The organism is Geodermatophilus sp. SYSU D00708 (genome assembly GCF_054050115.1).
This window is the reverse complement of record NZ_JBJGYS010000002.1, coordinates 13,231-38,554: the sequence shown is the minus strand read 5'-3', so window position 1 is coordinate 38,554 and position 25,324 is coordinate 13,231. Positions and strand designations below refer to the sequence as shown.

The window sequence follows — 25,324 nt, the reverse complement described above, 5'->3', positions numbered from 1 at the left end:
GTGCGGCCGCCCTTCGCCCCTGTCGCCGGCCGGCCCGGCGCGGCAGGGTCGTCCCCCCGACGACGCAGGGAGGCGACGGCGGTGCGCGCACTGTTCGAGGACCACGACTTCGACTTCGCGGCCCGGGGCGTTCTCGGCCGGGTGTACTCCCGCGCCGCCGACGTCGGGGAGGTGCTCGGCACCGTCGAGCGGATCCGCAACGGGCACGCGCAGTCGTGGGTCGACGAGTGGACCGCCACCGCCGACCGGCTCGTGGCGGAGGCCCGCACCGCGCGCCCGCACTCCGCGGCGGCGCGGTCCCTCCGCGCCGCGACCTACTACGCCGCCGCGACCGAGGCGGCCGACGGCACCGGAGACCCCGGCCTGTTCGCGCGTCTGTGGGAGCGGCACCGCGACGCCTGGGACGCGTTCGTCGACGGCAGCCACCTCGACGTGGAGCGGCTGCAGATCCCGTACGTGGGCACCACGTTGCCCGGCTACCTGTTCCGGTCCGGCCCGGCCGGCGAGCCGCGTCGCACGCTGGTCTTCAACAACGGCAGCGACGGCTCGGCCGTCGCGGCGTGGACCGACGGGATCGCCGACGCCCTGGCCCGCGGCTGGAACGCGATGACCTTCGACGGCCCCGGCCAGAACGCCGCCCTCGTCCGCCAGGGGCTGCACTTCCGGCCCGACTGGGAGCACGTCGTCACCCCGGTCGTCGACGCCCTCACCGCCCGGCCGGACGTCGACCCGGGGAAGCTGGCGCTGATCGGGGTCAGCCAGGGCGGCTACTGGGTGCCGCGGGCGGTGGCGTTCGAGCACCGGGTCGCCGCGGCGGTCGCCGACCCGGGGGTCGTCGACGTCTCCGCCGCCATGCTCACCCACCTGCCGCACCACCTCGTCGAGCTGCTCGACACCGGCAACCGGGAGGTCTTCGACAAGGAGATCGCCTGGGGGCTGAAGGTCTCCCCCCGCACCCGGGCCCTGCTGGCGTGGCGGATGCGGCCCTACGGCACCACCTCGCCGTTCGACTTCTTCACCGTCGCCCGCGAGTACACGCTGACCGCGGACGTCGTCGGCCGGATCACCTGCCCGGTACTGGTCACCGACCCCGAGCACGAGCAGTTCTGGCCGGGCCAGTCGCAGCGGTTGCACGACCTGCTGCCCGGGCCGGGGGCGCTCGTCCGGTTCACCGCCGCCGAGGGCGCCGACGGGCACTGCGAGCCGGTCGCGGCCGGGCTGCGCGGCGAGCGGGTCTTCGACTGGCTGGACGAGCAGGTCCCGGCGTGACCCCGCCGCGGGGCTCGACGCCCTAGCCTCCGGCCGGTGGCGACCGAACGCGGGCTCGACCGGCTGATCACCTTCCTCGACGCGGTGGTGGCCATCGCCATCACCCTGCTGGTGCTGCCGCTGGTCGACGTCCTGGCCGACGCGGCGCCCGAGGTCGACCTCGACGAGGTCCTGCGGGCCGACGCCGGCCAGTTCGGCGGGTTCCTGCTCAGCTTCGCCGTCATCGCCCGGCTGTGGCTGGTCCACCACAAGCTGGTGGAGACGGTCGGCGCCTACGACCCGCTGTTCGTCCTGCTGAACCTGGCCTGGATCCTCACCGTCGTCCTGCTGCCCTTCGCCACCCAGGTGGTGCCCGCGTACGGCGCGGACCGGCTGGCCGTCGCGGTCTACGTCGGCACGATCACGGCGAGCTCGGCCTGCCTGACGGCGCTGACCGTGCTCATCTGGCGCCGGGGGTCCCTGCGCCGCTCCGGCGCGCGGCCGCTGCACCCCGCGCCGGCCCTGGTGACCACGGCGGCGCTGGTCGTGGCCCTCGTCCTCGGCGTGCTGCTCCCGGCGGTCAACTACTACGGGCTGTTCCTGCTCTTCCTCACCGGGCCGGTGGAACGCCGCCTCGCCGGCCGCTCCGCCCCCTCGGCCGGCTGAGCGGCCGGTCGCTCCAGGGCGACGGCCAGCGCCGGGAACAGCAGCACGGTCAGGACGCCGGCCCCCACCAGCGCCGCGGCGTTCTCCCGCAGCATGGTGCCGTTGCGCAGGCCGATCTCGGCCAGCGCCACCAGCACCGGCAGCGCGGTCGCCGTGATCAGCGCGGTCTGCACCCGCTGGCGCGCGGGCAGCACGCCGCGGTAGACGGCCAGGGCGGGCAGGCCCCGGCAGGCGAACATCAGCGCGAACAACAGCAGCACCCGCAGCGGCGCCTCCGCGATCGAGTGCAGGTCCAGGCTCATCCCCGAGTAGACGAAGAACACCGGGATGAAGAAGCCGTAGCCGACCGCGTCGAGCTTGGACTCCAGCACGGGAGCCTGCCCGCCGACCCATTGCCGCAGGACGACGCCGGCGAGGAAGGCGCCCAGCACCGCGTCGAGGTGGAACTCGTCGGTGACGGCGATCAGCACGATCAGCAGCAGGATCGTCGCGCGGAGGGTGATCTGCGCCGTCTCGTGCTGGCCCTGCAGCACCACCCGGGCCAGCCGGCCCCCCTCCCGCACGCCGCGGCGGGCGACCGCCAGCAGCACCGCGAGCACCCCGACGGCACCCAGCGAGGCCAGCGCGGTGAAGCGGTTCTGGCTGCCCAGGAACAGCGCGATCGCCAGCACCGGGAACAGCTCGCCCACCCCGCCCGCGGCCAGGAGGTACCGCCCCAGTCGGCCGGTGAGCAGGCCGTGCTCGCGCAGCACCGGCAGCAGGGTGCCCAGCGCGGTCGTGGTGAGGCCCAGCGCCACGGGCACGAAGGCGCGCACCAGGCCCGCGGCGGCCAGCACGCCGACCACGCCGAGCGCGAGCAGCAGGGAGACCGACCAGGCGAGGACCGCCCGCCGTCCGGCGTCCTGTCGGAACAGCCGCAGGTCGACCTCGTAGCCGGCCAGCAGGAAGACGAACCCGAGTCCGACGTCGGAGAGCACCTGCACGCCGGCCGGCGAGCTCAGCCCCAGGACCGACGGGCCGACGAGGATGCCGCCGGCCAGCAGGAGCACGACCTGGGGCACGGGCAGCCGCGGCAGCAACCCGACGACCACCGGCGCGAGCAGCGCCACCACGAACACGGCCACCAGGTCGTCGACGACGAGGACTGTGTCCACGCGGGTCTCCCGTCGTCGGCTCGGCCGCGGCCGGCCGGATCATCCCGCAGGGAGTTCCTCGACGGGGTTCCCGGCGCTCGCCTCGACCCAGGTGCTGCCCGGCGCGTCGTCGCGGGCGAAGCCGCGCCCCGGGCGGAGCACCTGCACCGTCGTCCCCTCGTCCAGGCAGCGCCAGGCCACCCGGCGCTCCCACCGGCGGCCCGGCCGGTCGCCGTCCCCGGCGGTCCGCAGGTCCAGCCCCACGGCGAGCTCGCCGGAGGTCGCGCCCTCGGGCAGCCGCACGCCGTCGGGGCCCGGCGCGGCCGCCCCGGGCGCGGCCACCGTCCAGGTGACCTCGTACGTGCGGCCGCGGGAGGAGGCGCGGTCGAGGGTGCGCGTCAGCAGCGTGTCCCCGACGGACAGGGAGGCGACGACCACCGGGCGGTCGGTGGGGTTGGTCAGCCGGGCCCGCAGGGTCACCACCGGACCGGCGTCCACGGTGAGTCGGTCGATCGTCAGGTCGCCGCCGGTCATGGCGCCGGGCGGCAGGTCCTCGGAGAGCCGGTAGAGGGCGCGGTCGGGGAAGCGGTCGAGCAGCGCGAGGTCACCGGGGCCCCGCTCCTCGGCGTAGAGCACCGGCTGCTCCAGCCCGGGGTCGTTCTGGAGGAACGGCATCGTGTCGAGGAAGCCGAGGTCGCCGCGCCGGGGCAGCAGCAGGACGGCGGAGTCGAGGTGCTGGCCGGCCACGAACCGCTGCGCGGCGCGGAGGTCGTCGCGCACCGCGGCGTTGCCGGCCACCTTGTCCGGCACCGCCAGCGCGGTCAGGAGCACCATCGCCGCCACGACGCCGGCGGTCAGCGCCCGCGGCGCCGCGCCGGCGCGGCGCCCCAGCCAGGCCAGGCCCGCGGCGCCGAACACGACCAGCGGCAGCACGACCGGCAGGTGGTAGTACGGCCCGAACAGCGCCACCCCCGGCCACAGCGAGCTCATCGCGTAGGCCCCCCAGAAGGGCAGGTAGCCCAGCGGGACCACGACCGCCAGCGCCGCCACCGGCCAGCGCTGCGGACCGCGGGTCCGGGCCAGCCCGAGGACGGCCGCCGCGACCAGCACGAGGCCGCCGAAGACCCAGCTCGGCGTCCACCGCAGGTTGTCGAGCAGTCCGCTGACGCCGTCGGCGGGCGCGAAGGGCACCGTCGACCGCGGGAAGACGCCCCGGTCGCCGAAGCCGAAGCCGTCCTGCGCCCCGGTGACGGTGAACGGCAGCCGGAACGGCCCGCCCACGACCACCGCGTTGTAGGCCAGCGAGAGCGCCAGCAGCGGCGCGGCGCCGGCGGCCAGGCGCAGGACGCAGCCGGCCTCGTGCCACCCGCCCTCCCCGGCCCGGCGCGCCCGCCGGGCGTCGACGAGGGCGTGGAGGACGAACGGGACTGCGAACAGCAGCGCGTCGAAGGGCCGGGCGAACGCCGCCACCCCCCAGACTGCGCCCGCCGCGACCAGCCGGCCCGACGACCGCCGGCGTACCCCGCCCAGCAGCAGGACGGCGAACCCGAGGCCGAGCGTGAGCTGGAACAGGTAGGGCAGGTAGGTGCCGGCCTGCACCAGGAAGACCGGCGACAGCAGCAGGAGTGCCCCCGCGAGCAGCCCCGCCGTCCGGTCGCGGAGCACGGAGGCGGCGAGCACCGCGGTGAGCACCACGGTGGCCGCGGCGGTTCCCGCGAGGGCGGCGCGCGGCGTGCCGGTGAGCAGGTCGCCGACCGCGAGGACCGCGGGCCACGGTGGGCTGTACTTGAGGACGACCCGGTCCCCCACCACGGCCGACGCCCAGGGGCGGAACACGTCGGAGTCGGCCGGGAGGGTGACCGCGCCGGACTGCAGCAGACGGGCCATCGCCACGTAGACCGAGTCGTCCCGGTTGAGCGAGTAGAGCGGGAACAGCTCCCGGTTGACCAGCACCGCCGCCGCCCCGGCCAGCACCGCGAGGACGGCCAGGGCGCCGCGCCACCTCGCATTCCCCATCCCGTCGGAGTCTAGGAGCGGACGGCCGGCTCCCCCACCCGACCGCGGTCGGCGGGCCAGCATGGACCCGTGGCACTCCCGATCCCGTTCCGCCGGCTGCTGTGCGCGTGCGCGGTCGCCGCGTGCGCCGCGGCGGTGGCGGTCTCCGGGGAGCTGTCGCCGGGGGCGCTGCTCGCCGTCGGGACGGCCGGTCTCGCCGTCGGCGCGCTCGCGCTGGCCCGCCGGGCCGGGGCGGGGGCCGCACCCGTCGGACGGCGGGGCCTGCCGTGGCTCACGTGGGTCGTCGCGGCGCTCGCCTGGGAGGCGGCCGCGCTGGCCGACGACGACCTGCCGGCGGTGAGCGACCTCGCCGACCCGGTGCTCGCCCACCCGGGAGCCCGCGCCGCCGCGACCGTGGCCTGGCTGGCCGCCGGCCTCTGGCTGGCCTCCCGCCCGGGACGGCGGGGGTGAGCGGGACCGCGGCCGGCGTCCTCGGCGTCGCCGTCCTGCTCGTGGCCGCGCTCGCGCTGGAGGGCGCCGGGCGGCGCGGCCGGGTCGGCACGTCCGCCGCCGCAGCGGTGGGCGCGGCCATGCGGACCCCACCCGGGCGGGTGACCGTGCTGCTGGTCTGGCTGTGGCTCGGCGTGCACTTCCTGGCCCGCTGACCACCGCACTCCTCGCGGGCGCCGCGACCGGGCCGGCCGGCTGTGGGCGGACGCACACTTCCTCGCCCGGGAAGCAGCCGACATGCTGGCCGGGCGCGCTACGGTCGGCGTGTGGAGTGACCCAGATCACACGGAGGTGCTCGTGGCCACGACCCACCCTGAGCGGACCGGTTCTCCCGCCGCCCGGCGGCAGGAGGCCGGGCCCCCGGTCCCGCGCACCGAGTCCGAGGCCCTCGGCTCGGTGGAGGGCGCCGAGGACGTCGGCCTCCCCTCCCCCCGCGGCATGGCCCGCAGCGTGCTGTCGGTGCTGACCCAGCCCCGGCCGGTCGCCCGCGAGGCCGCCGCCCTGGGCAAGGACGCGATCCGCATCCTGGCGGGCACCGACACGATCACCCCGTCGCCGCGGGACAAGCGCTTCGCCGACCCGGCCTGGAGCGGCAACCCGGGCTACCGGCGGCTGGCGCAGAGCTACCTGGCCGCCACCGGGGCACTCACCCGGCTGGTCGAGGCCTACGAGGCCGGAGGCGCCGACTGGCGCCAGGTGGAGCAGGCCCGGTTCGCCCTCACCGCGGTCACCAGCGCGATGGCGCCGACCAACACGCTGCTCGGCAACCCCGCAGCCCTCAAGCGGGCCTTCGACACCGGCGGGCGCAGCGTGCTGCACGGCGTGCGCAACATGCTCACCGACCTGCGGCACAACGGCGGCCTGCCGCGCCAGGTGGACCGGGACGCCTACGTGGTCGGCAAGGACCTCGGCATCACGCCGGGCGCCGTCGTCCACCGCGACGAGGTCATCGAGGTCATCCAGTACTCGCCGTCGACCGAGCGCGTGCGGACGCGCCCGCTGGTGATCGTCCCGCCGCCGATCGGCCGGTTCTACTTCCTGGACCTGCGCCCCGGGCGCAGCCTGGTGGAGTACGCGGTGAGCCGCGGCCTGCAGGTCTTCATGATCAGCTGGCGGAACCCGACGCCGGAGCAGGCCGACTGGGACCTGGACACCTACGCCGGTGCCGTCGTCCGCGCCGTCGACGTGGCGCGCGAGGTCACCGGCTCCCCCGACGTCACGACGCTGGGGTTGTGCGCCGGCGGGCAGGTCATGACGACCGCGCTCAACCACCTGGCCGCCCTCGGCGACGAGCGCGTCTCCGCCGCCGGCTACGCGGTCACGCTGCTGGACTTCTCCCGGCGGGCGCCGCTGGGCGCGTTCTCCGGCCCGAAGCTGATCGACCGCGCGCGGCGCGCCTCCCGCCGCCGCGGCGTCATCAGCGCCCGCGACATGGGCACCGTGTTCAGCTGGATGCGCCCGGACGACCTGATCTTCAACTACCTGGTCTCCGAGTGGCTGATGGGCGAGGACCCGCCGGCCTTCGACATCCTGTCGTGGAACGCCGACGGCACGAACCTGCCGGCGGCGCTGCACGAGCAGTTCCTGTCGGTCTTCGGGGAGAACGCGCTGGTCCGGCCGGGCGCGCTGCGGGTGCTCGGCACCCCGGTGCACCTGAGCCGGATCACCATCCCGACGTTCGTCCAGGGCGCCCTGACCGACCACCTCACGCCGTGGGTCGGCTGCTACCGGACCACCCAGCTGCTCTCCGGGCCGAGCACGTTCGTGCTCAGCTACAGCGGCCACATCCAGAGCCTGGTCAACCCGCCGGGCAACCCGAAGGCGCACTACTGGACCGGCGGCGAGCCCGGCCCGGACCCGCACTCCTGGCGCGCCGCCGCGGAGCAGCACACCGGCAGCTGGTGGGAGGCGTGGGCGCAGTGGGCGCTGGAGCGCTCCGGCGACGAGGTGCCCGCGCCGCAGGAGCTCGGCACCGCCGCGCACCCGCCGCTGGAGCCCGCGCCCGGCTCCTACGTCCGCGACCGCCGTCCCGGCCCCGGCTGAGCCGGGCCGCCTGAGCCGGGCCGCGGCCCGCGGGGCCTCACGGCACGTCGATGGTGATGCCGGCGGGCCGGCCGTCAGCGCCGGCCAGCCCGCCGGTGCGCGCACTGACCACCCGGGAGACGCAGCACTGCAGCCGGTCGCCGGCCTGGTGCTGGGCGTCGCTGAGGAACACGTCCCGGTGGTCGATGACGCCCTCGACCTCGAGCACCTTCACCTGACACAGTCCGCACTCGCCGCGCCGGCAGTCGAACATCATGTCCGCGCCGGAGGCCTCCAGCGCCTCCAGCATCGACACGTCGTGCGGCACGACCGTCTCCAGCCCGAGCCGCGGGATGCGCACCGTGAAGGCCTCGGGGGCGAAGCGCCCGCTGCTGCCGAAGGTCTCGAAGCGCAGGTCGGCCGGGCGCCGCCCGGCGGCTGCCCAGGCCGCCTTGATCGCGTCGAGCATCGGCGTGGGACCGCAGACGTAGAGCTCTCCCCCGGTGGGCACGCTCGCCACGAGCTCGGCGACGTCCAGGCCGGTGCCCTCGTCGTCGATGCGCAGCTCCAGCCGGTCGCCGTGCTCGGCGACCAGCGCGTCGGCGAAGGCCATGAGCCCGCGGGTGCGGGCGCCGTAGACGAAGCGGTAGTCCGCACCGCGCTCCTTGAGTGCCTTCCCCATCGCCACCAGGGCGGTGATGCCGATGCCGCCGGCGGCGAGCACGTACCCCGGCTTGCCGTAGTTGAGCGGGAAGTTCTGCAGCGGCTGCGTGATGGACACCTCCTGGCCGCGCCGGAGCGCGTGCACGTAGGCCGACCCGCCCCGGCTCTGCCGGGCCAGTTGCACCCCCAGGACGATCTCGGTGCCGTAGGCGCCCATCCCGACGACGGAGTAGGAGCGGACGTCGGCCCGCCCGTTCACGTAGACGCCGATGTCGACGTGGCTGCCAGGCGGGGCCGGCGCCTCCAGGTACTCGGGCTCGAGCACCACCTGGCGCACGTGCTGCGCGACCTCGCAGACGTCGAGCACCCGCGCCTTGCGCCACTTCTTGTGGCTGGTGGCGGCCATCGCGCGCCGCCCGGCTACAGCCCGCGGCCCATGAGGCCCACCGTGGGCTGCTGTCGGTGCCCGGCGATCCCGCCGGCCACCTCGGCCGCCATCCCGGTGTCCTCCTCCGGGCGGGGCTGCCCGGCGTTGGCCGCACCGCTGACCGCACCCATCGCCACCGCGGCGTCGCCGGCCGTCTCGCTCGGCGGCTGCGCGTCCGAGCCGAGCTCGGCGTCGATCATGCGCTGCACGATCCGGCGGGTCCACATGCTGCCCGCGTCGATGTTGAGGTTGTAGAAGTCGTAGCCGGGGTTGGCCTCGATGCCCCGCTGCTGCGCTTCGAGCATCACCTCGTCCTCGAAGAACACGCCGGAGACGCCCTCGCGCAGCCGGGTGGTGATGACCTGCTTGTCCAGGCACCAGTCGCGGGCGAAGGCCCACAGGTAGAAGCAGGTGCGGTCCGTCTCCGGGGTCATCGTGTTGATGACCGTCCCGGTGACGCCCTGGCTGCGGTCGCCCTCCGGGGCGCCGGTACCGGCCTTGGCCACCCCCACGTCGATGGCCACGGTGGACGGCGCCGTGTAGCGGATGATCTGCCACCGGTCGACCGGACCGTCGTAGTCGGGGAAGCGGTCCTGCAGGTTGCGCTTCCAGAACGGCGGCGGCTCGATGCCGAGCATCCACTTGGTCACCGTGACCGTGCGGTCGTCGTGCGTGACCTCGAAGTCGGACTCCGAGAGCGCGTCGTGGCCGATGCTCGACCCGTGCACGAACTGCTCGTGCGTGAGGTCCATGAGGTTGTCGACGATCAGCTGGTAGCTGCAGTTGACGTGGATCGTCTTGCCGTCCCCGGCCCAGTCGGGGTGGTCGTTCATGTGCAGGTCGGGGACGAGGCCGGGGTCGGCGAGCGCCGGGTCGCCCGGCCACACCCACACGTAGCGGTGCCGCTCCACGACCGGGTAGGAGTGCACCGTCGCGCTCGGGTTGATCGTCTCCTGCGCCGGCATGAAGGTGGCACGGCCGTCGGCGTCGTAGCAGATGCCGTGGTAGCCGCACATGACCTCGTCGTCGCCGCGCAGCTTCCCCATCGACAGCGGCGCGAGCCGGTGCCAGCAGGCGTCGGCGAGGGCGACGGCGCGGCCCCCGGTGGTGCGGTAGAAGACGATCGGCCGGTTGGCGACGGTCTTGGGCAGCAGGTTGCGGCCGACCTCGTGGTCCCACGCCGCGGCGTACCAGGCGTTGGACGGGAAGTGCCGGAACTCGGCGTGGGCGGTGGCCGCTCCGGGCCGGGCAGGTTGCGACATCGCGGGTCCTCCGGGGAAGGGGCGGTCAGGCCGGGATCGGGTCCTCGTGGTGCGTGGGCCGCTCCCGCACCAGCGCGTACAGGAAGAAGCTGACGATCATGATCCCGGCCGCGACGTACACCCCGGCGGCCCAGCTGCCGGTCGCATCGCGCAGGATCCCGCTCACCACCGGGCTGAGCACCGCACCGATCTCCGAGACCAGGTTGAGCATCCCGAAGGCCGCCCCGCGCTCACCGGCCGGCACCATGTCGCCGGTCATGCCCTGCACGATCGGCTGCAGTGCGTTGAAGAAGACGCCGGAGGAGAAGAGCAGCAGGCCCAGCAGGACCAGGGACGGCTCCCGCCCGCCGGAGATGCTCCAGCCGAAGACCAGGACGAGCACCGAGTAGACGGCGGTGCACACCAGCGCCAGCGGCTTGCGCCCGCGGCCGGCGCGGACGGCCCGGTCGGCCAGCCACCCGCCCACCGGGAAGCCCAGGATCCCCGCCCCGGCGTTGAAGGCCGCCGTCAGGGCCGCGGCGATCAGGCTGCTCTGCGCGGCCTCCCGGACGATCTGCACCGACCAGAAGCTGAAGAACCACAGGTTCCACAGGATGGCGATGTAGGCGACGTAGATCAGCCACATGTCGCGCCCGAGCAGCGCCGCGCCGCGGCCGGACCGTTGGACGCTCCGCACGATGACGGCGATGTAGAGCAGCGCGATGACCGAGGCGATGGCCGCGGTCAGCCACTCGGGCCAGTCGAAGGTCTCCGCCAGCAGGAACAGGGCCACGATGACGACGAACGTCGGCGCGGAGAACAGCACCAGCCGCACGAACGGCGCGCCGAGCCGCATCGCCCCGCCCAGCCTCGCCCGGAAGAACGCGAAGGCCGTAGTGACGACCACGAAGGTGGCGGCGGCGAAGACGAAGAACGGCATCCGCCAGGCGTCGTCGCCCATGCCCAGGGAGCCGCCCCAGTCGATGAGGACGGGGGTGAGGATGATGCCCAGGGTCAGGCCGATCGACAGGCCGGTGATCACCACGCCCAGGCCCAGGGTGCGCTGGGCGACCGGGGTGTGGTTGATGATCAGCGTGCGGTCGTTGGAGTAGAAGACCCCCTCGCCGAGGCCGGTCAGCACGCGGGCGGCGACGAACGCGACCAGACCCGTCACCAGCCCGGAGACCACCGTGAGGACGGCGGCGGTGATGAGGGAGACCACGATCATCTCCCGGTGCCCGTACCGGTCCCCCAGCCGCCCGCCGGGGTACTGGGTCAGCATGTAGCCCAGGAAGAACATCGAGCCGACCAGGCCGCCGATGGTCGCCGGGTTGCTCGCGGCGCCGATGAACCCGGACTCCGTCTGGATCATCCAGGCAATCACCGGGCCGGTGACCGTCCGGTCGGCGTAGCTGACCACCCAGCCCAGCAGCAGGACGGCCCACAGCGCCCGGTAGGGCGTGACGGGGTGCCCGTCCCGGTGGCCCTCCAGCAGCAGTTCGTTGTCGGCGGTGTCGCCCTCGGGGACCCGACCGGTCATGGCGTGCCCACCCCGCCCGTGCCGCTCGGGGTCAGCCGAAGGCCTGCTGAACCTCGTCGGACCCCTGTGTCGCCCCACCCTGCGCCGGGGCCGGGGTCTCGCTGCCGGCCTCGTGCGGGACCGGCGGCCCCTGGACGGCGACGACGGCGGGGTCGACCCGCATGACCGCGTACCCGGCGACCGCGCCCGCCCCGAACCCGGGGGCGAACACGCGCAGCGGCTCGGTGATCACGCCGTCCCGGACCGCGTCGTGGATGGCCAGCGGGATGCTCGCCGACGACGTGTTGCCCACCTTCTCGATGTTGAAGTAGAGCTGGTCGGCGGTGAGCCCGGCCCGCTCGGCCAGCTGGATCACCATCGTCTTGTTCGCCTGGTGCGGCACGATCAGGTCGATGCTGTCGAGCAAGGTGCCCTCGGCGCCGTCCGGGTGCGGCAGCTGCCCGAGCTCCTCGATCATCTGCGACAGGTAGCGGCCGGCCAGCGCCTTCACCTGCGGCCCGAACACGGTGATGTTGTTGTCGAACTCGGGGTTGGGCCACAGGATCGAGTTGACCTCGCTGGCCGGCCCGCTGGCGTAGGTCTTCATGTAGTCGAAGTCCGGTGCCGCGCCCTCGGGCGCCGGGCCCACCACCATCGCCGCCGCGCCGTCCCCGAAGATCATCCGCGAGGTGCGGACGTTGCCGATCTTGTCGGAGAACTTCTCCACGCAGACCACGAGCACCGGCCGCTCGACCTCCTGCAGGATGCGGGCCGCCTCGGCCAGGCCGTAGGGCATCCCCGCGCAGGCCGCGATGAGGTCGTAGGCGGCGTAGACCTGGTGCATGCCGAGCTGGCCGCACAGGTAGGTCGCCAGCGACGGGATCAGCCGCGAGCTGGTGCAGGTGCAGACCAGCACGCCGCCGATCTCCTCGGGCTCGCGCCCGGCCTTGGCCAGCGCCGCCTCGGCCGCCTGCAGCGCGAGGTCCTCCACCGGCAGGGAGCTGTACCGGCGCTCCTCGATCCCGGTCTTGGTGGAGATCTCCTCGGCGCTCATCGGCGACCAGTTGTAGGCGGTGTTGCGGATCAGGTCGTCGTTGCTGCAGACCTGGTCCCCGTGCACGGCCGCCATGGCCTCCAGGCGCGGCATCACCCGGAACGCGGCGCGCACGTCGATCGCGGGGTAGGGCCGCACCGGCGGCCGCGACTCCCGCGGCGGCGCGACCGACCGGGTGGGGGCGGGGGTGCGCAGCCGGCGCAGGAACGCCCGCACCTCCTTGTCCCGCGGGTGGAAGGCGACCACGTAGTCGTCGTCCTTGAGCTGACCGGCCTCGGCCAGCTCCAGCTGCGCGCGGTCCCACGGGTACTGGTTGTGCAGCACCATCGCCCACCGGTGCAGCGCCTCGAGCTCGGGCACGTCCTCGTCGACGTCGAGGATGTCGTCGTAGTTGTAGACCGGGTAGTCCGGGTCGTAGTTGGGCAGCCGGAAGGTGAGGTTGCCCGACTGCTCGAGGAACTCGCCGACGGTCGGCTTGATCGCCGGCAGCGTGGTCGCGTGGTGCTTCCGGTTGGCGAAGACGTCGAAGAGGATGCCGAAGATCCGGTCCTCGCAGGCGTCGTCCCACTTCGCCGGCAGCGACGGGTAGGCCGCCTCGACGGCGCGGACCTTCGCCTCCCCCTCCTCCCAGGGCTGGAGCACCGGCAGGAACACGTCGGCGCGGGTCCGGGGGACGTCGGCCCAGCGGGTCGGCCGCTTGTCGTACATGGTGATCGAGAAGCGGTTGGCCCAGAACAGGTTGAGCGCGAGGTCGCGCATGAGCTCGTACCGGTCGCCGTAGGCCCCGGTCCGGACCCGTTCCATGATCTCGGTGCCGCTCGGGGCCTTCGTCTCGAAGTCACGGCGGATGACGCTGTCGAGCTGCTCCAGCGACTCCACGGTCGAGAAGTCCAGTTCCGGCATGACGTTGGAGGGGAAGACCATCCGGCCGTGCCGGTTCAGGACGAAGGCGTTCATGGGGGTCCTCTCTGTCGGACGGGGCCGTTCAGCTCTGGTTCGCGCGTTCCATGCCCCGCTCCACGGCGGCGATGAGGCGGGGCCGCAGCTCGGCGGCGGGGATGATCGCGTGCACCGAGCCCACGCGGCGGGCGCGCTCGATGTCGTGCACGGACTCGAACTCGTCGGCGACCTCGCCGAGCTTCTCCGAGCGCACCGCGCTGCGGACGCCGGCCAGCTCGGCGCGCAGGCGGGCCTGCTCGACGGGGTCGGCCGAGGCCAGCGCCGTCTCCAGCTCGCGCACCCGCGGATCGGCGCCGGTGCGCTTGTCGACCTCGCGGGAGAAGACCACCGCGGCCGCGGGGGCACCGCCGATGACCGAGGCGTAGGAGCCTTCGACCGCGAGCACCTCCATGTTGTCGTTGAGCACGCCGGAGAAGACGACGAACGCGCCGCCGTGGTAGCGGGAGACGACGCAGAAGACGATCGGGCCGTCGAAGTTGACGATCGCCCGGCCGATCTCGGCGCCGAACTCCAGCTGCCAGTTCCGCAGGGACTCCGGTGACCCGTCGAAGCCGGAGAGGTTGGCCAGCACCACCAGGGGCCGGTTGCCGCTGGCGGCGTTGATGGCGCGGGCGGTCTTCTTCGACGAACGCGGGAACAGCGTCCCGGCGGTCCACTGGTCGGGGCCGTCGGCCGGGTAGCTGCCCCGCCGCGGGATCGGTCGGGACTCCACGCCCAGAACGGTCACCGGGTGCCCGCCGAGGTGCGCGTCGAGGACGACGGACGTGTCGGCCTCGGCCATGCCCGCCCAGCGCTCGAGGACCGGGTGGTCGGCGTCGGTGACCGCCCGCATCACCGTGCGGATGTCGAAGGCCTTCTTGCGCTCGGGGTTGGTCTCGGCCGAGAAGACGTCGCCGACCGTGGTGAACTCGCTCGACGGGTGCGCGTGCGGGAAGGCCCGCACGTCGCGGTCGCGCGGGTCGGTGGTCTCCACCGGCCGGGCCCAGCGCTCGCCCGGCGCACGGTAGGCGTACTCGTAGTGCTGGTAGAGCAGGTCGACCGCGGCGGTCAGGTTCGGCGCCCAGTACTGCGCCTGCCCGTTGGGGCCCATGACGCGGTCGTAGCCGCCGATGCCGAAGTTGTCCTCGGCCGAGACGCCGCCGGAGTAGTCCAGCGAGTGCTTGCCGGTGAGCACCATCGCGCTGTCCGGTGTCATGACCAGGATGCCCTTGGTGTGCATGAGCATCGTGGCCTCGGCGTTCCAGTACGGCTGGGCGCCGACGTTGATCCCGGCGACGACGACGTTGATCTCACCGCCGGCCTGGGTGAACTCGATGATCCGGCGCAGCGCCCGGGACACCCAGTCCATGTTCTCGGTGCCGCTGTCCATGGAGATGCGCGCACCGGAGGAGAGCGCGAACCACTCGACCGGCAGGCCGCGCTCCTCGGCGAGGTCCAGGGCGGCGACCACCCGCGCGCACTCGGGCTCGGAGACGGTGCCCAGCTGCTTGGTCGGGTCGCCCATCAGCAGCACCCGCGTCATGCCCTCCGGGTACCGGCGGGTGGGGTTGCTGATCAGGCCGACGACGAGCCCGGCCCGGTTCTGGCCGGGCGGGCGCTCCACCGGGACCAGCCGGCCGTCCTCGTCGAGGTCGTGCTCCACCCAGGAGCCGTCCCGGCCGGCCAGCAGGCCGCTGAGCTCGTAGGGGTAGACCGCGCCGCGGGCCCGGGAGCTGAGCACCTTCTCGGTGTAGGCGTCGAGCGGGCGCATGGGCTCGGTCGGGCGCTCGGTGACCTCCATGCGCACGCCGGTGCCCGGCCGGTAGGCGAACCGCAGCGCCACGTCCCGCGGCGGGCGTCCCTCCTCCTCCTGCAGTCGGGCCAGCAGCACGATCTGGTCCAGGCCGGCGCCGACGGTCACCGGCGCGGAGTTGCGGGCGAACGCGGCCACCTCGGCCAGCGGCACCTCGATCGACGGCCAGGCGTAGAGGTAGACGCGGTTGTGCTCCAGCGGCCGCCGCGAGCGCCGCCGCGACTGGGCCCGCCGCAGGCTGTCCAGGCAGGAGGTCAGCTGCCGCTCCACCGTCGGGAAGCCGACGACCTGGCCGGACTCGTCCCGCACCGGGGTCAGGTCGCGCACCTCGGCCATCGCGATGAAGCGCTCGTCGGTCGGGTTCTCCTTGCCGAAGACGTGCAGCAGGTAGGTGTCCTCGGCCGACGGGACGCGCTCGCCGTCGAACTCCTTGAGCCGCCAGATCTGGAACCGCTGCGCGGTCAGCGGGTGCAGGCCCCGGATGATCCGCTCCTCGGCCGGCGCGCCGCCGTCCGGGGACCGGCGGAAGGTCACCGTCTCGACCTCGCCGGCGGGGGTGCACACGGTCACCGTCACCCGGCGCCCGGTGTGCAGCGCCGGGACCGCGGCGACCAGCTCGTGCACCCGCTCGGCGACCGCCTCGTCGTCGTCGGGTCGGTCCGGCCAGGAGACGTAGAGGTCGACGACCAGCTGGCTGGGGTCCGGGACGTCGGCCAGCGCACCGGCCAGCGACGACAGGGCGGCCGGCAGGTCGGCCATCTCCGCCATGAGCGCGACCAGGTGCAGCCGGGAGCCCTGGAGGTCGTAGTCGGCCCACACCGAGGTGCGCCCGTCGAGCAGGTTCGAGCGCACGCCCTCGAGGTTGCGGCTGCGGTAGTAGCGCCGGGTGAGCACCTCCAGGACCGGGTCGGGCACCGCGGTCGGCCGGTCGAACCGCCCGGCGAGCAGCCGGATCAGCGGCTCGGGGCTGGCGACCAGCGCCTCCATCCGCCGCATGGTCTCGCCCGTGTCGCCCCGCGCCGCGGCCTCGTCGAGCTCGTGGAGCAGCCGGGCGGCCGAGTCGAGCACCTCCTGCCGGGCGGCCTGGACGACCGGCTCCTCGAAGTACCGGTAGCGGACGGCGCGGGCCAGGTCGCCCACCGACGGGTAGCGCAGCTGGGTGGCGACGACCAGCCGGTCGAGCACCTCCCCGACCTCGGCACGCGAGTCGCCGTCCGGGATGCGGCCGGCCCGCAGCCAGCGGTCGAGCAGGGCCTGCACGGCGGGCAGCTGCTCGTTGATGCGCTGCTGGGCCAGGAAGATGCGGTGCACCGCCTCCTGCAGGGCGGGCGTCGGCTCGAGGTCGTCCACGTCGTAGTGCAGCAGCGCCCGGCCGAGGCGGTCCTGGAAGCTGTCCGGCAGCCCCTCCCGCTCCACGTCCAGCGAGTGCAGGTAGGCGTGGAAGTACTCGCGGGGGCTGTGGACCTGGGTGTCGGCCTCCTCCTCCTCGCTGGCCGGCCGGTTGCGGGACAGCTCGGCGAGGTCGGCGAACGTGGTGAGGAGGGCGAGCTCGCCGTGCAGCAGCTCGTCGTCGTCCATCGGCAGCGCGTCGCGGGCCTCGCCGTACCCGGCGACCAGCTGCTTGGCATGGGCCGCGTTGACGTCGTAGCCGGTGATCAGCGCCCGCAGCGCCCGCAGCAGGGCCCGCGCCCGCTCCCGCGGCTCGCCGCCGGGGGCCTCCGCCCGGGTGGGCAGCACCACGCGCTCGCCGGTGGCCTCCTCGACCTCGCCGCCGGTCCGCTCGAGGCTCAGCAGCGGGGCGCCGGCGTCCACCTGGGCGTTCACCGCGGCGCGCACCTCGCGCACCCGACCGGCGAACGGCGCGCGCACCGCCGTCTCCATCTTCATGCTCTCCAGGACGACGATCGCCTGGCCGGCCTCGACCTCCTCCCCCACTCCCGCGCGGATGGCGACGACGACCGCCGGGGCCGGCGCGCGCACCACCCCGCCGACGTCCCGGCCGATGCGGTGGGTCTCCCCGTCGACCTCCACCAGGGAGGAGCCGGGGCCCTCCACGGCCACCACCGAGAACCGCCGGCCGGCCGCGGTGAGCCGGCTCTCCAGCGGGCCGAGCCGGTCGACCTCGACGTCGACGACCGCGCCGTCGAGGTCCACCCGGTAGCGGCCGCGGTCGACCGTGGCGACCGTCGGCCGGTAGACCTGCCCCTGGTAGCCGAGCTCGAAGGTGCGCCCGACCTCGTGCGGGGCGCGCGGGCGGCCGCCGCGGGCGGAGGCGAGGAAGGCCAGCCGCTCCCGCGCCTCCTCGGCCTCGGCCAGGTCGACGGCGACCTGGACCAGCGCCACCCACGCGTTGCCCACCGGCCGGGGCCCGCCGCCGAGGCCGGTGCGGTCCAGCCAGCCGGTGTCGGCGGTCCCGGCCACGACCTCGGGCCGGTCGAGCAGGTCGAGCAGGAAGGACTTGGTCGTCGTCCCGCCGCGCAGGACGACGGTGGTCTCCCGCAGGGCGCAGCGCAGCCGGGCCAGCGCCTCGGGCCGGTCCCGGCCCCACGCGATCACCTTGGCGATCATGGAGTCGTACTGCGGGGGGATGACGTCGCCGACGCTCATCCCGGTGTCGACGCGGACGCCGGGGCCGGCGGCCAGGCGCATCAGCTCGACCCGGCCGGGCGCGGGGGCGAACCCCTGCTCGGCGTCCTCGGCGTTCAGCCGTGCCTCGATGGCGTGTCCGAAGGCCTCGGGCGGCCGCCCGTCGAGGCGGCCACCGGCGGCGACGTGCAGCTGCAGCTTCACCAGGTCCAGGCCGGTGGTCAGCTCGGTCACCGGGTGCTCGACCTGCAGCCGGGTGTTCACCTCGAGGAACGTGGTGAGCTGCTCCTCGGGCTGGTACAGGAACTCCACCGTGCCGGCGCCGACGTAGCCGGCCGCCTTGACCAGCGCGATCGCCGCCTCGCGCAGGGCGGTGTCCTGCCCGGGGGCCAGCGCCGGGGAGCTGGACTCCTCGATGATCTTCTGGTTGCGCCGCTGCACCGAGCAGTCCCGGACGCCCGGCGCCCACACCGTGCCGTGCTTGTCGGCGATGACCTGCACCTCGACGTGCCGGCCGCCCTCGACCAGCCGCTCCATGAACACGATCGGGTCGCCGAAGGTGCGCTCCGCCTCGACCCGGGTCCGCTCGAGCGCCTCGGCGAGGTCGGCGTCGGAGCGGACGACGCGGATGCCGCGGCCCCCGCCGCCGCTGCGCGCCTTGACGATCAGCGGGTAGCCGATCGCGTCGGCGTGCCGGCGCCCGTCCTCGAGGCCCTCGACCGGGCCGCGGCTCCACGGCGCGACGGGGACGCCCGCCTTCTCGGCGAGGACCTTGGCCTCGATCTTCGCGCCGAGCAGCCGCATGGCCTCCGGCGGCGGGCCGATGAAGACGACGCCGAGGTCGGCACACAGCTCGGCGAAGGCCGGGTCCTCGGCCACGAACCCCCACCCGACCCAGGCGGCGTCGGCGCGGCTGACCCGCAGGGCCCGGGCGAGCTCGTCGTGGTCGAGGTACGGGGAGCCGGTTCCCGTCTCCCGCAGCTGCACGGCCTCGTCGGCGGCGCGCACGAACGTCGCCCGCCGCTCGGCCTCGGTGTGCAGTGCGATGACGCAGGTCCGCGAACCGTGTTCGGCGTCCAGCTCCCGGACGGCGCGGATGAGCCGGACGGCCGGCTCCCCCCGGTTGACCACGGCGATGCGGTTGAACACCCGAGCCCTCTCCTGTGTCTAGGTGGTGCCCTGCGGGGTCGGAGGGCGGTCTACATGTCCAGGCCGCCGTTGACGGCCCAGACCTGCCCGGTGATGTAGCCGGACCCGTCGGCGGCCAGGAAGTGGACGACGCGGGCGATCTCCTCCGGCTGCCCGAGCCGGCCGAGCGGGATCTTGGCCTTCAGGCCGTCGAGCACCTTCTCGGGGACCGTCTCGAGCATCTCGGTGGCGATGTAGCCGGGGGTGACGGCGTTGACGGTGACACCGATCCCGTCGGCGTGGCCGGAGCGCTGCAGCTGCATCGCGGCCTCCCGGGCGAGGGTCTTGGTGAGACCGAACAGGCCGGACTTGGCCGACGCGTAGTTGACCTGTCCGATGCCACCGGTCTCGCCGATGACCGAGGAGATCATCACGATCCGCCCGCTGCCGCGCTCGAGCATGTGCTTGAGCGCCGCCTGGGACAGGTAGAACGCCCCGGACAGGTTGACGTCGATGACCCGCCGCCAGTCGTCGTCGGTCATCTTCATGACCGTCCGGTCGGCGGTGATCCCGGCGTTGTTCACCAGGATGTCGAGCCGGCCGTGCCGCTCGATCACCTCGTCGATGGTGCGGCGGCAGTCGTCGGGGTTGCCGATGTCGCCGCGGTGGACGCTCATGTGGCTGTCCGGGAAGGCCCCGGCGAAGTCCTGGGCGAACATCTCCGCCCGCTCGGTGTTGCCGCTGTAGCCGGCCGCGACGTCGGCGCCCTGGGCGGCCAGGCTGCGGCAGATCGCCGCGCCGATGCCCCGGGTGCCGCCGGTCACGAAGGCCACGCGGCCCTGCAGCTTCTCGCCGGTCTTCGCCGTGCGTGCTTGGGTCGCCGTCACCGGAGTCCTCCTCGGAGCAGGGGGCGGGCCGCCTCGTTCCAGGGCCGGAGTCGTCAGCGCCGACGACGCCGCCTGCTCCGGCTTCGGTACGGGGGCAGCATCCTGCGGTACGGGGTCGGGCGCAATCTCAGCCGGAGCGGGTGACGAGCATCTCGGGCGCGTCGTCCACCCACCGCCACACCGAGGGCCGGTGACCGCTCCGGGCCGGAGGGTGACGGCACGCTCGGGGCGTTTCCGGAACTCCGGCTTCCCGCAAGCGGGGGCCGGGCCGTGCGCGGTTCAATCCACGCGACCGTGCAGGCGGGTGCTCTCGCGGAGCGCCCCGTTCCCGAGGGTCGGTGTCCCGCATGACGAGTCGTCGTTCCCCCCTCGCCGTCGCCGCGCTCGCCGCGCTGGTGGTCGGCTCCGCCCCCGCGGCCGCGCAGGCCGACGACGGCACCGCCGCCCCGGCTGCGCTCGCCGCCCCCCTCACCTGGGCCGCGTGCGGCCTGACGCCGGAGGCGACCGCGGCCGGCGTCGAGTGCACCACCGTGCCCGCCCCGATGGACTACGACGAGCCCGACGGCGAGCAGGTCCAGCTCGCCGTCGCGCGGGTGCCGGCCACCGACCCGGCGCAGCGGATCGGCTCGCTGTTCTACAACTTCGGCGGCCCCGGCGGGCCGGCCGTCGACTACCTGCAGGGCGCGGGCCCGGGCATCTTCGCCGCCCTGAACCAGCGCTTCGACATCGTGGCGGTCGACCCGCGCGGCGTCGGGCAGAGCACCCCCGCCGTCGACTGCCAGGTGGCCGAGGCCGACCGCCCCTGGACGCCGCCGTACCCGACCCCGCTGGAGATCGACCCCGACGCCGTCGTCGCCCGGGCCCAGGCCTACGTCGACGCCTGCCAGGCCACCAACGGCGCGATCCTCGACCACCTGTCGACGGCCAACGTCGCCCGCGACCTCGACGTCGTCCGGGAGGGCCTCGGCGAGGAGCAGCTGAACTACCTCGGCTTCTCCTACGGCACGTTCCTGGGCGCCACCTACGCCTCGCTGTTCCCCGACCGGTACCGGGCGATGGTCCTCGACAGCGCGCTCGACCCCGAGCAGTGGATCGACGACCCGGTCGCCACCACCACCGCCCAGCTGGCCAGCTTCGAGAACTCCCTCGACCGGTTCCTCGCCGCCTGCGCCGAGGACCAGACGGCCTGCTCCGGCTTCGGCGGCGAGGACCCGTCGACCGCCTACGACGACCTCCTCGCGCAGGCCGACGAGACGCCCATCCCGGCGCCCAACTACCCCGAGAACCCCGAGGCCGTCGACGGGGACGACATCCGCGACGTCACCACGACCCTGCTGTACGCCAAGCGGCTGTGGGGCCTGCTGGCCGCGGCGCTCGCCCAGGCCGAGGCCGGGGACGGCTCGGTGGTCCGGGCGCTGGTCGACCTGGTGGTCTCCCCGGAGGGGGACCCCAGCGGCGACCGCTTCTTCACCATCAGCGCCGGCGAGCAGCAGTGGCCGACGGACATCGACTCCTACCTGGCGCGCGCTGCCGACGAATGGGTCGAGTTCCCGCACTTCTTCGGCAACGGCGCGCTCGCCGAGGTCGCCTGGGGGCTGTGGCCGCGTCAGGACGAGGACGTCTTCGCAGGCCCGTTCGTGGCCTCGCCCGACGCCGCCCCGGTGCTGGTCGTCCAGGGCACCAACGACCCGGCCACGCCGTACGAGGGCGCCGTCGCGCTCACCGAGCAGCTGGGCAACGCCGTCCTGCTGACCATGGACGGCGACGGGCACGGGGTCTACGGCGGCAACTCGTCCTGCATCGACTCGGCCACCGACTCCTACTTGGTCGCCGGCACGCTGCCCGCCGAGGACACCGTCTGCGAGCAGGAGACGCCGTTCGCGGCGCCGGCTCCGGCCCCGGCTCCGGCGGCCACGGCACGGGCAGCCCAGGCGGCCCTGACCGTGACGGGGGCCGGCATCCGCTGACGCCGGCTCAGGTGCCGATCTCGGTCCGGACGGCGTAGAGCTCCGGGAAGAAGGTCAGCTCCAGCGCCCGGCGCAGGAAGCCGACGCCGGACGAGCCGCCGGTGCCGGTCTTGGTCCCGATCGTGCGCTGGACGGTGCGCAGGTGGCGGAACCGCCACAGCTGCACGTTGTCCTCGATGTCGACCAGGCTCTCGCAGGCCTCGTAGACGCCCCACGGGGTGTCCTCGGACTCGTAGACCCGCCGGAACAGCGGGAGCAGCTCCGGCCGGTACGCCCACGGCTGCCGGACGTCGCGCTCCAGCACCGCCACCGGCACGTCGAGGCCCAGCCGGGCCAGGTGGCGGAGGAACTCGTCGTACAGCGACGGGCTCTCCAGCAGCTCGGCGAGCTGGGACCGGGCCGCGGGGTCGCCGCCGAAGACCGCCAGCACCGCGGGGTCCTTGTTGCCGAGGACGAACTCCACGGCGCGGTACTGCGCGGACTGGAACCCCGACGCGCTGCCCAGGGCGCCGCGGAACTGGGCGTACTCGCGCGGGGTCAGCGTGGCCAGCACCGACCACTGCTCGATGAGCGTCCGCTGGACGTGCTTGACCCGCGCCAGGCACTTCAGCGCCGGGGCCAGCGCGTCCTCGGCCAGGTACCGGCAGGCCGCGCGCAGCTCGTGCAGCACCAGCTTCAGCCACAGCTCGCTGGTCTGGTGCTGGACGATGAACAGCAGCTCGTCGTGGTGCTCGGGGCGGCTGCGCGGGTGCTGGGCGGCCAGCAGGCGCTCCAGGTCCAGGTACCCGGCGTAGGTCAGCGCCCCGGTCAGGTCGGTGCGGATCGAGCTCTCGAGCGGCCGCACCGACGGCGGCTGTCCGGACGGGTCCTGCTCCGAGGCGGGCACGGGAGGCAACCTATCCCCACCGGCCGGCGGCCTGAGCCGGTCAGAAGTCGTGGCTCTCGTCGTAGGCGAGGTCGGTGCCCAGCTCGGGCGCGTGGGCGGCCGGGGAGGGTTCGCGACGCCGAGGCGGCACCGGTTCCTCGGGCGGCGGACCGCCGGTCGGGGCCTCGTGGGCCATGTCGTAGCCGTAGTCGCCGCCGGGGTCCTGGTCTCGGTCCATCCCTCGCCCTCCTCGCGGGAGCGTGCCCGTCCGCCGGATCGTCCCGCCGCGGCGGCCGCCGCCACAAGGCCTGCTCCGCGAGGCCTGCTCCACGAGGTCTCCCCCGGGTCAGGCGGGCGCCACCGGGAGCCGCCCGCTGGCCCGCTCCACCGTGCCCACCACCACGACGGCGACCACGAGGGCCGCCAGCGCGCCGACGACGGCGACGGCGGGGAGGTCCAGGGCGACGTCGAGGGCCGCGACGACCGCGGCGGCCAGCGGCCACCACCAGCCGCGCCGGGCCCGGCGGGACATCCCGGCGTCGGTGACCGTCATCGTCACCAGGTACGCGGCGACCCCGCCGGCCAGCAGCAACCGGGTCCCGATCGGGACGTCGCCCCGGCCGCCCTCCACGACGGCCAGCTCGATCCCGGCACCCACGGTGGCCAGGGCGAGGGTCAGCGGCAGCTGCCCGAAGACGTAGACGTCGTGGGCGTGGTCGCTGTGCTCGCCGCCGACCTCGTCCAGCAGCCGCTTGGCGCGCGCGCCGGCCAGGTCGAACCAGGACCACCACAGCCCGGCGGCGAGCACGAAGGACAGCAGCGCCACCGGCAGCGCCGCGCTCGCCCACCCCGCGTCGTAGACCCCGTGGGCGACCCCGGCCACCGACTCGCCGAGCACGAGGATCACGAACAGCGCGAACCGATCGGGCAGGTGCTCCACGTGCAGCGGGACGTCGGCCGACGACCGGGTGGCCAGCAGCGGCACGAGCGCCTCCGCCAGGACGGCGGCCGCCCACAGCGCGAAGGCGGCCGGCCGCGGGACGACCAGCGACAGGGCCCACAGCGCCGCGCCGGCGGCGGCGCCGGCGAGGTAGAGCCGGGCGACCGGCCGGGCGGCCTCGACGTGCCGGTACGCGCGGTGGTACTGCAGCAGGAGCAGCGCCCGCAGGACGAGCTGGCAGGCGACGAACACCGCGAACCGCTCGCCGGTGGCCTCGGTGGCCGACGCGGCCAGCCCGATGACGGCGGCCATGCTGCCGAGCTTGTAGAGCCGGTAGACGACGTCGTCGTGGTCGAACCGGTTGGCGTAGAGGGTCGCGCTGACCCACGACCACCAGACCGTGGTGAACAACCCCGCGAACACCGCGATGCCGGACCAGGTGACGTCCTCGCGCAGCGCCGTGGCCAGCTCCGCCACCACGAGGACGAAGGCCAGGTCGAAGAACAGCTCCAGCCGGGAGGCCGATCGCTCGTCCCCGGTCCGCAGCTCCGGCCGGCGGACGCCGCCGGCACCGCTCAGCACGCGCCGCACGCGCCCGAGCACTCCCTGGTCCGCCACCGCGTCCCCCGCTCCGCCGACGTCCCGACGCCGCCACTCGGCGTGCGGCGCTGTCCCTACCCGGGCACGGTCGCGCTCAGGCGTCGTCGTCGGGGTCGGGGGCGGCCGGGCGCTGCGGATCCTCGAAGGAGACGTCGACGCGCTGGGAGCGGACGGCGCGCTGGGCGCGGGCCGACTCGGCGTAGACCCGCTCGTCGCCCCGGGTCAGCTCGACGTCGTCGGTGAACGGCGTGAGCAGCGCCCGGGGGTAGAGGTGGTCGACGCGCACGACGTTGACCTCCACGCAGACGACCAGCACCAACGCCGCCAGGTACATGAAGGCCATGAGGCCCAGGACGAGGGCGAAGACCGCGTCGAGGGTGCTGGCGTTGGCCACCACCCGGGCCACGTAGACACCGCCGAAGGACTGCAGCAGCTGCCAGGCCACCGCGGCCGCCAGTGCGCCCGGCAGCACCTGCCTGACGGTGAGTCGGCGGGCGGTGGTCAGCCGGAAGCCCAGCACGAACACCGCCGCGTTGGCCAGCACCGACCCGATCGCCACCAGCACCTCCAGCCCGGCACTGAAGGCGCCGGAGGCGGCCGCACCGGTGCCCACCGCCGACAGCACGGTGCTGGCCAGCACGAGGAGACCGAGCGTGCCCAGCAGCAGCAGGCTGCGGCCCCGCGCGGTGATCGGGTCCGGCCGGCTGTGCCGGGGCACCGCCCAGGCGGTGTTCATCGTGTGCTGGATCGCCTGTCCGAGGCCGAGGGCCCCGTAGAGGGCGACCAGTCCGCCGACCACGAACGGGACGACGCCGCCGCCGAGGCGCTCGGGGGTGCCCAGCTGCGGCCCGATGACCGGGAACTCGGCGAGCGCCGAGTCGAGCAGCCGCTGCTGGAGCTCGGGGTTGTCGCTGAGCAGCAGCCCGAGCACCGTCGAGAGCAGCAGCAGCATGGGGAACAGCGCGAGGAAGCCGTAGTAGGTGACGAGGGCGGCCAGGAAGTGGCCGTCGTCGTCGAGGAACTTGTAGGTCACGGCGATCGGGAACCCGGCCCAGTGGTGCCGCCGCTGGAACCGGTCGAGGCGCTCGGCGATCGACATGGCAGCCCCCTGTCCTCGGGTC

At 74.3% G+C, this 25,324-nt stretch carries 18 protein-coding genes; 6 read left to right on the top strand and 12 right to left on the bottom strand.

The features are described 5' to 3' along the window. Nucleotides 1–81 precede the first annotated feature (81 nt). Nucleotides 82–1,269 (top strand): alpha/beta hydrolase family protein, encoded by a 1,188-nt coding sequence (locus ACI79D_RS02065; RefSeq protein WP_456916633.1) that lies wholly within the window; start codon nucleotides 82–84, stop codon nucleotides 1,267–1,269. A gap of 36 nt (nucleotides 1,270–1,305) precedes the next feature. Next, a complete protein-coding gene (locus ACI79D_RS02060; RefSeq protein ID WP_456916632.1) occupies nucleotides 1,306–1,914 on the top strand; it encodes a TMEM175 family protein in 609 nt (202 codons plus the stop codon). Here ACI79D_RS02060 and ACI79D_RS02055 read toward each other — a convergent pair. Together ACI79D_RS02055 and ACI79D_RS02050 are read right to left on the bottom strand one after the other, a co-directional pair. Next, the gene (locus ACI79D_RS02055; RefSeq protein ID WP_456916631.1) at nucleotides 1,836–3,068 is read right to left on the bottom strand and encodes a cation:proton antiporter; all 1,233 of its coding nucleotides are present in this window, start codon (nucleotides 3,066–3,068) and stop codon (nucleotides 1,836–1,838) included. The genes ACI79D_RS02060 and ACI79D_RS02055 overlap by 79 nt on opposite strands. A gap of 39 nt (nucleotides 3,069–3,107) precedes the next feature. Continuing rightward, nucleotides 3,108–5,063: a DUF7846 domain-containing protein gene (locus ACI79D_RS02050; protein ID WP_456916630.1), complete on the bottom strand. Its 1,956-nt coding sequence runs from the start codon at nucleotides 5,061–5,063 to the stop codon at nucleotides 3,108–3,110. Nucleotides 5,064–5,132: 69 nt separating this feature from the next. Here ACI79D_RS02050 and ACI79D_RS02045 point away from each other — a divergent pair, with 69 nt between their 5' ends. The 3 genes from ACI79D_RS02045 (at nucleotide 5,133) to ACI79D_RS02035 (ending at nucleotide 7,595) form a co-directional block, all read left to right on the top strand. After that, nucleotides 5,133–5,513, top strand: a complete 381-nt coding sequence (locus ACI79D_RS02045) for a hypothetical protein (RefSeq protein WP_456916629.1) — start codon at nucleotides 5,133–5,135, stop codon at nucleotides 5,511–5,513. After that, on the top strand, nucleotides 5,510–5,707 hold the full coding sequence (locus ACI79D_RS02040; protein WP_456916628.1) for a DUF6186 family protein: 198 nt from the start codon (nucleotides 5,510–5,512) through the stop codon (nucleotides 5,705–5,707). The genes ACI79D_RS02045 and ACI79D_RS02040 overlap by 4 nt, the downstream gene beginning before the upstream one ends. A gap of 142 nt (nucleotides 5,708–5,849) precedes the next feature. Beyond that, nucleotides 5,850–7,595: a PHA/PHB synthase family protein gene (locus tag ACI79D_RS02035; protein ID WP_456916627.1), complete on the top strand. Its 1,746-nt coding sequence runs from the start codon at nucleotides 5,850–5,852 to the stop codon at nucleotides 7,593–7,595. A gap of 37 nt (nucleotides 7,596–7,632) precedes the next feature. Here the strand turns inward: ACI79D_RS02035 and ACI79D_RS02030 are convergent, their stop codons facing one another. From ACI79D_RS02030 to ACI79D_RS02005, 6 genes are read right to left on the bottom strand one after another with little or no spacing between them, the layout of a single operon-like run. Beyond that, nucleotides 7,633–8,643, bottom strand: coding sequence for a PDR/VanB family oxidoreductase (locus tag ACI79D_RS02030; RefSeq protein ID WP_456916626.1), 1,011 nt, complete (start codon nucleotides 8,641–8,643; stop codon nucleotides 7,633–7,635). A 14-nt stretch (nucleotides 8,644–8,657) separates the two neighbouring features. Further along, the gene (locus tag ACI79D_RS02025; RefSeq protein ID WP_456916625.1) at nucleotides 8,658–9,926 is read right to left on the bottom strand and encodes an aromatic ring-hydroxylating dioxygenase subunit alpha; all 1,269 of its coding nucleotides are present in this window, start codon (nucleotides 9,924–9,926) and stop codon (nucleotides 8,658–8,660) included. Between the two features lie 25 nt (nucleotides 9,927–9,951). Continuing rightward, nucleotides 9,952–11,445, bottom strand: coding sequence for an MFS transporter (locus ACI79D_RS02020; RefSeq protein ID WP_456916624.1), 1,494 nt, complete (start codon nucleotides 11,443–11,445; stop codon nucleotides 9,952–9,954). 31 nt (nucleotides 11,446–11,476) lie between these two features. Then, complete coding sequence (locus tag ACI79D_RS02015; RefSeq protein ID WP_456916623.1) at nucleotides 11,477–13,435, bottom strand: 3-oxoacyl-ACP synthase III family protein; 1,959 nt, start codon at nucleotides 13,433–13,435, stop codon at nucleotides 11,477–11,479. A gap of 28 nt (nucleotides 13,436–13,463) precedes the next feature. Then, the gene (locus ACI79D_RS02010) at nucleotides 13,464–18,965 is read right to left on the bottom strand and encodes an ATP-binding protein (protein ID WP_456916622.1); all 5,502 of its coding nucleotides are present in this window, start codon (nucleotides 18,963–18,965) and stop codon (nucleotides 13,464–13,466) included. Between the two features lie 50 nt (nucleotides 18,966–19,015). Then, the gene (locus ACI79D_RS02005) at nucleotides 19,016–19,831 is read right to left on the bottom strand and encodes a 3-oxoacyl-ACP reductase family protein (RefSeq protein ID WP_456916621.1); all 816 of its coding nucleotides are present in this window, start codon (nucleotides 19,829–19,831) and stop codon (nucleotides 19,016–19,018) included. 347 nt (nucleotides 19,832–20,178) lie between these two features. On the opposite strand from ACI79D_RS02005, the gene ACI79D_RS02000 reads away from it, so the two are divergent. Beyond that, nucleotides 20,179–21,798: an alpha/beta hydrolase gene (locus tag ACI79D_RS02000; protein WP_456916620.1), complete on the top strand. Its 1,620-nt coding sequence runs from the start codon at nucleotides 20,179–20,181 to the stop codon at nucleotides 21,796–21,798. Between the two features lie 7 nt (nucleotides 21,799–21,805). Here ACI79D_RS02000 and ACI79D_RS01995 read toward each other — a convergent pair whose 3' ends face one another. From ACI79D_RS01995 to ACI79D_RS01980, 4 genes are all read right to left on the bottom strand, one after another. Beyond that, nucleotides 21,806–22,684 carry a tryptophan 2,3-dioxygenase gene (locus tag ACI79D_RS01995; protein ID WP_456916619.1) on the bottom strand — a complete coding sequence of 293 codons (879 nt, stop codon included), beginning with the start codon at nucleotides 22,682–22,684 and terminating at the stop codon, nucleotides 21,806–21,808. Nucleotides 22,685–22,724: 40 nt separating this feature from the next. Then, complete coding sequence (locus ACI79D_RS01990; protein WP_456916618.1) at nucleotides 22,725–22,901, bottom strand: hypothetical protein; 177 nt, start codon at nucleotides 22,899–22,901, stop codon at nucleotides 22,725–22,727. A 108-nt stretch (nucleotides 22,902–23,009) separates the two neighbouring features. Beyond that, nucleotides 23,010–24,194, bottom strand: a complete 1,185-nt coding sequence (locus ACI79D_RS01985; RefSeq protein ID WP_456916617.1) for a low temperature requirement protein A — start codon at nucleotides 24,192–24,194, stop codon at nucleotides 23,010–23,012. A 103-nt stretch (nucleotides 24,195–24,297) separates the two neighbouring features. After that, complete coding sequence (locus ACI79D_RS01980; RefSeq protein ID WP_456916616.1) at nucleotides 24,298–25,302, bottom strand: YihY/virulence factor BrkB family protein; 1,005 nt, start codon at nucleotides 25,300–25,302, stop codon at nucleotides 24,298–24,300. Between the last annotated feature and the right edge of the window lie 22 nt (nucleotides 25,303–25,324).

What these genes read in the sequence shown, in the direction of transcription:
- ACI79D_RS02050 (WP_456916630.1), bottom strand. Translation starts at nt 5,063, where the DNA reads ATGGGGAATGCGAGGTGGCGCGGCGCCCTGGCCGTCCTCGCGGTGCTG.
- ACI79D_RS02025 (WP_456916625.1), bottom strand. Translation starts at nt 9,926, where the DNA reads ATGTCGCAACCTGCCCGGCCCGGAGCGGCCACCGCCCACGCCGAGTTC.
- ACI79D_RS02030 (WP_456916626.1), bottom strand. Translation starts at nt 8,643, where the DNA reads ATGGCCGCCACCAGCCACAAGAAGTGGCGCAAGGCGCGGGTGCTCGAC.
- ACI79D_RS02020 (WP_456916624.1), bottom strand. Translation starts at nt 11,445, where the DNA reads ATGACCGGTCGGGTCCCCGAGGGCGACACCGCCGACAACGAACTGCTG.
- ACI79D_RS02015 (WP_456916623.1), bottom strand. Translation starts at nt 13,435, where the DNA reads ATGAACGCCTTCGTCCTGAACCGGCACGGCCGGATGGTCTTCCCCTCC.
- ACI79D_RS01990 (WP_456916618.1), bottom strand. Translation starts at nt 22,901, where the DNA reads ATGGACCGAGACCAGGACCCCGGCGGCGACTACGGCTACGACATGGCC.
- ACI79D_RS01980 (WP_456916616.1), bottom strand. Translation starts at nt 25,302, where the DNA reads ATGTCGATCGCCGAGCGCCTCGACCGGTTCCAGCGGCGGCACCACTGG.
- ACI79D_RS02000 (WP_456916620.1), top strand. Translation starts at nt 20,179, where the DNA reads ATGACGAGTCGTCGTTCCCCCCTCGCCGTCGCCGCGCTCGCCGCGCTG.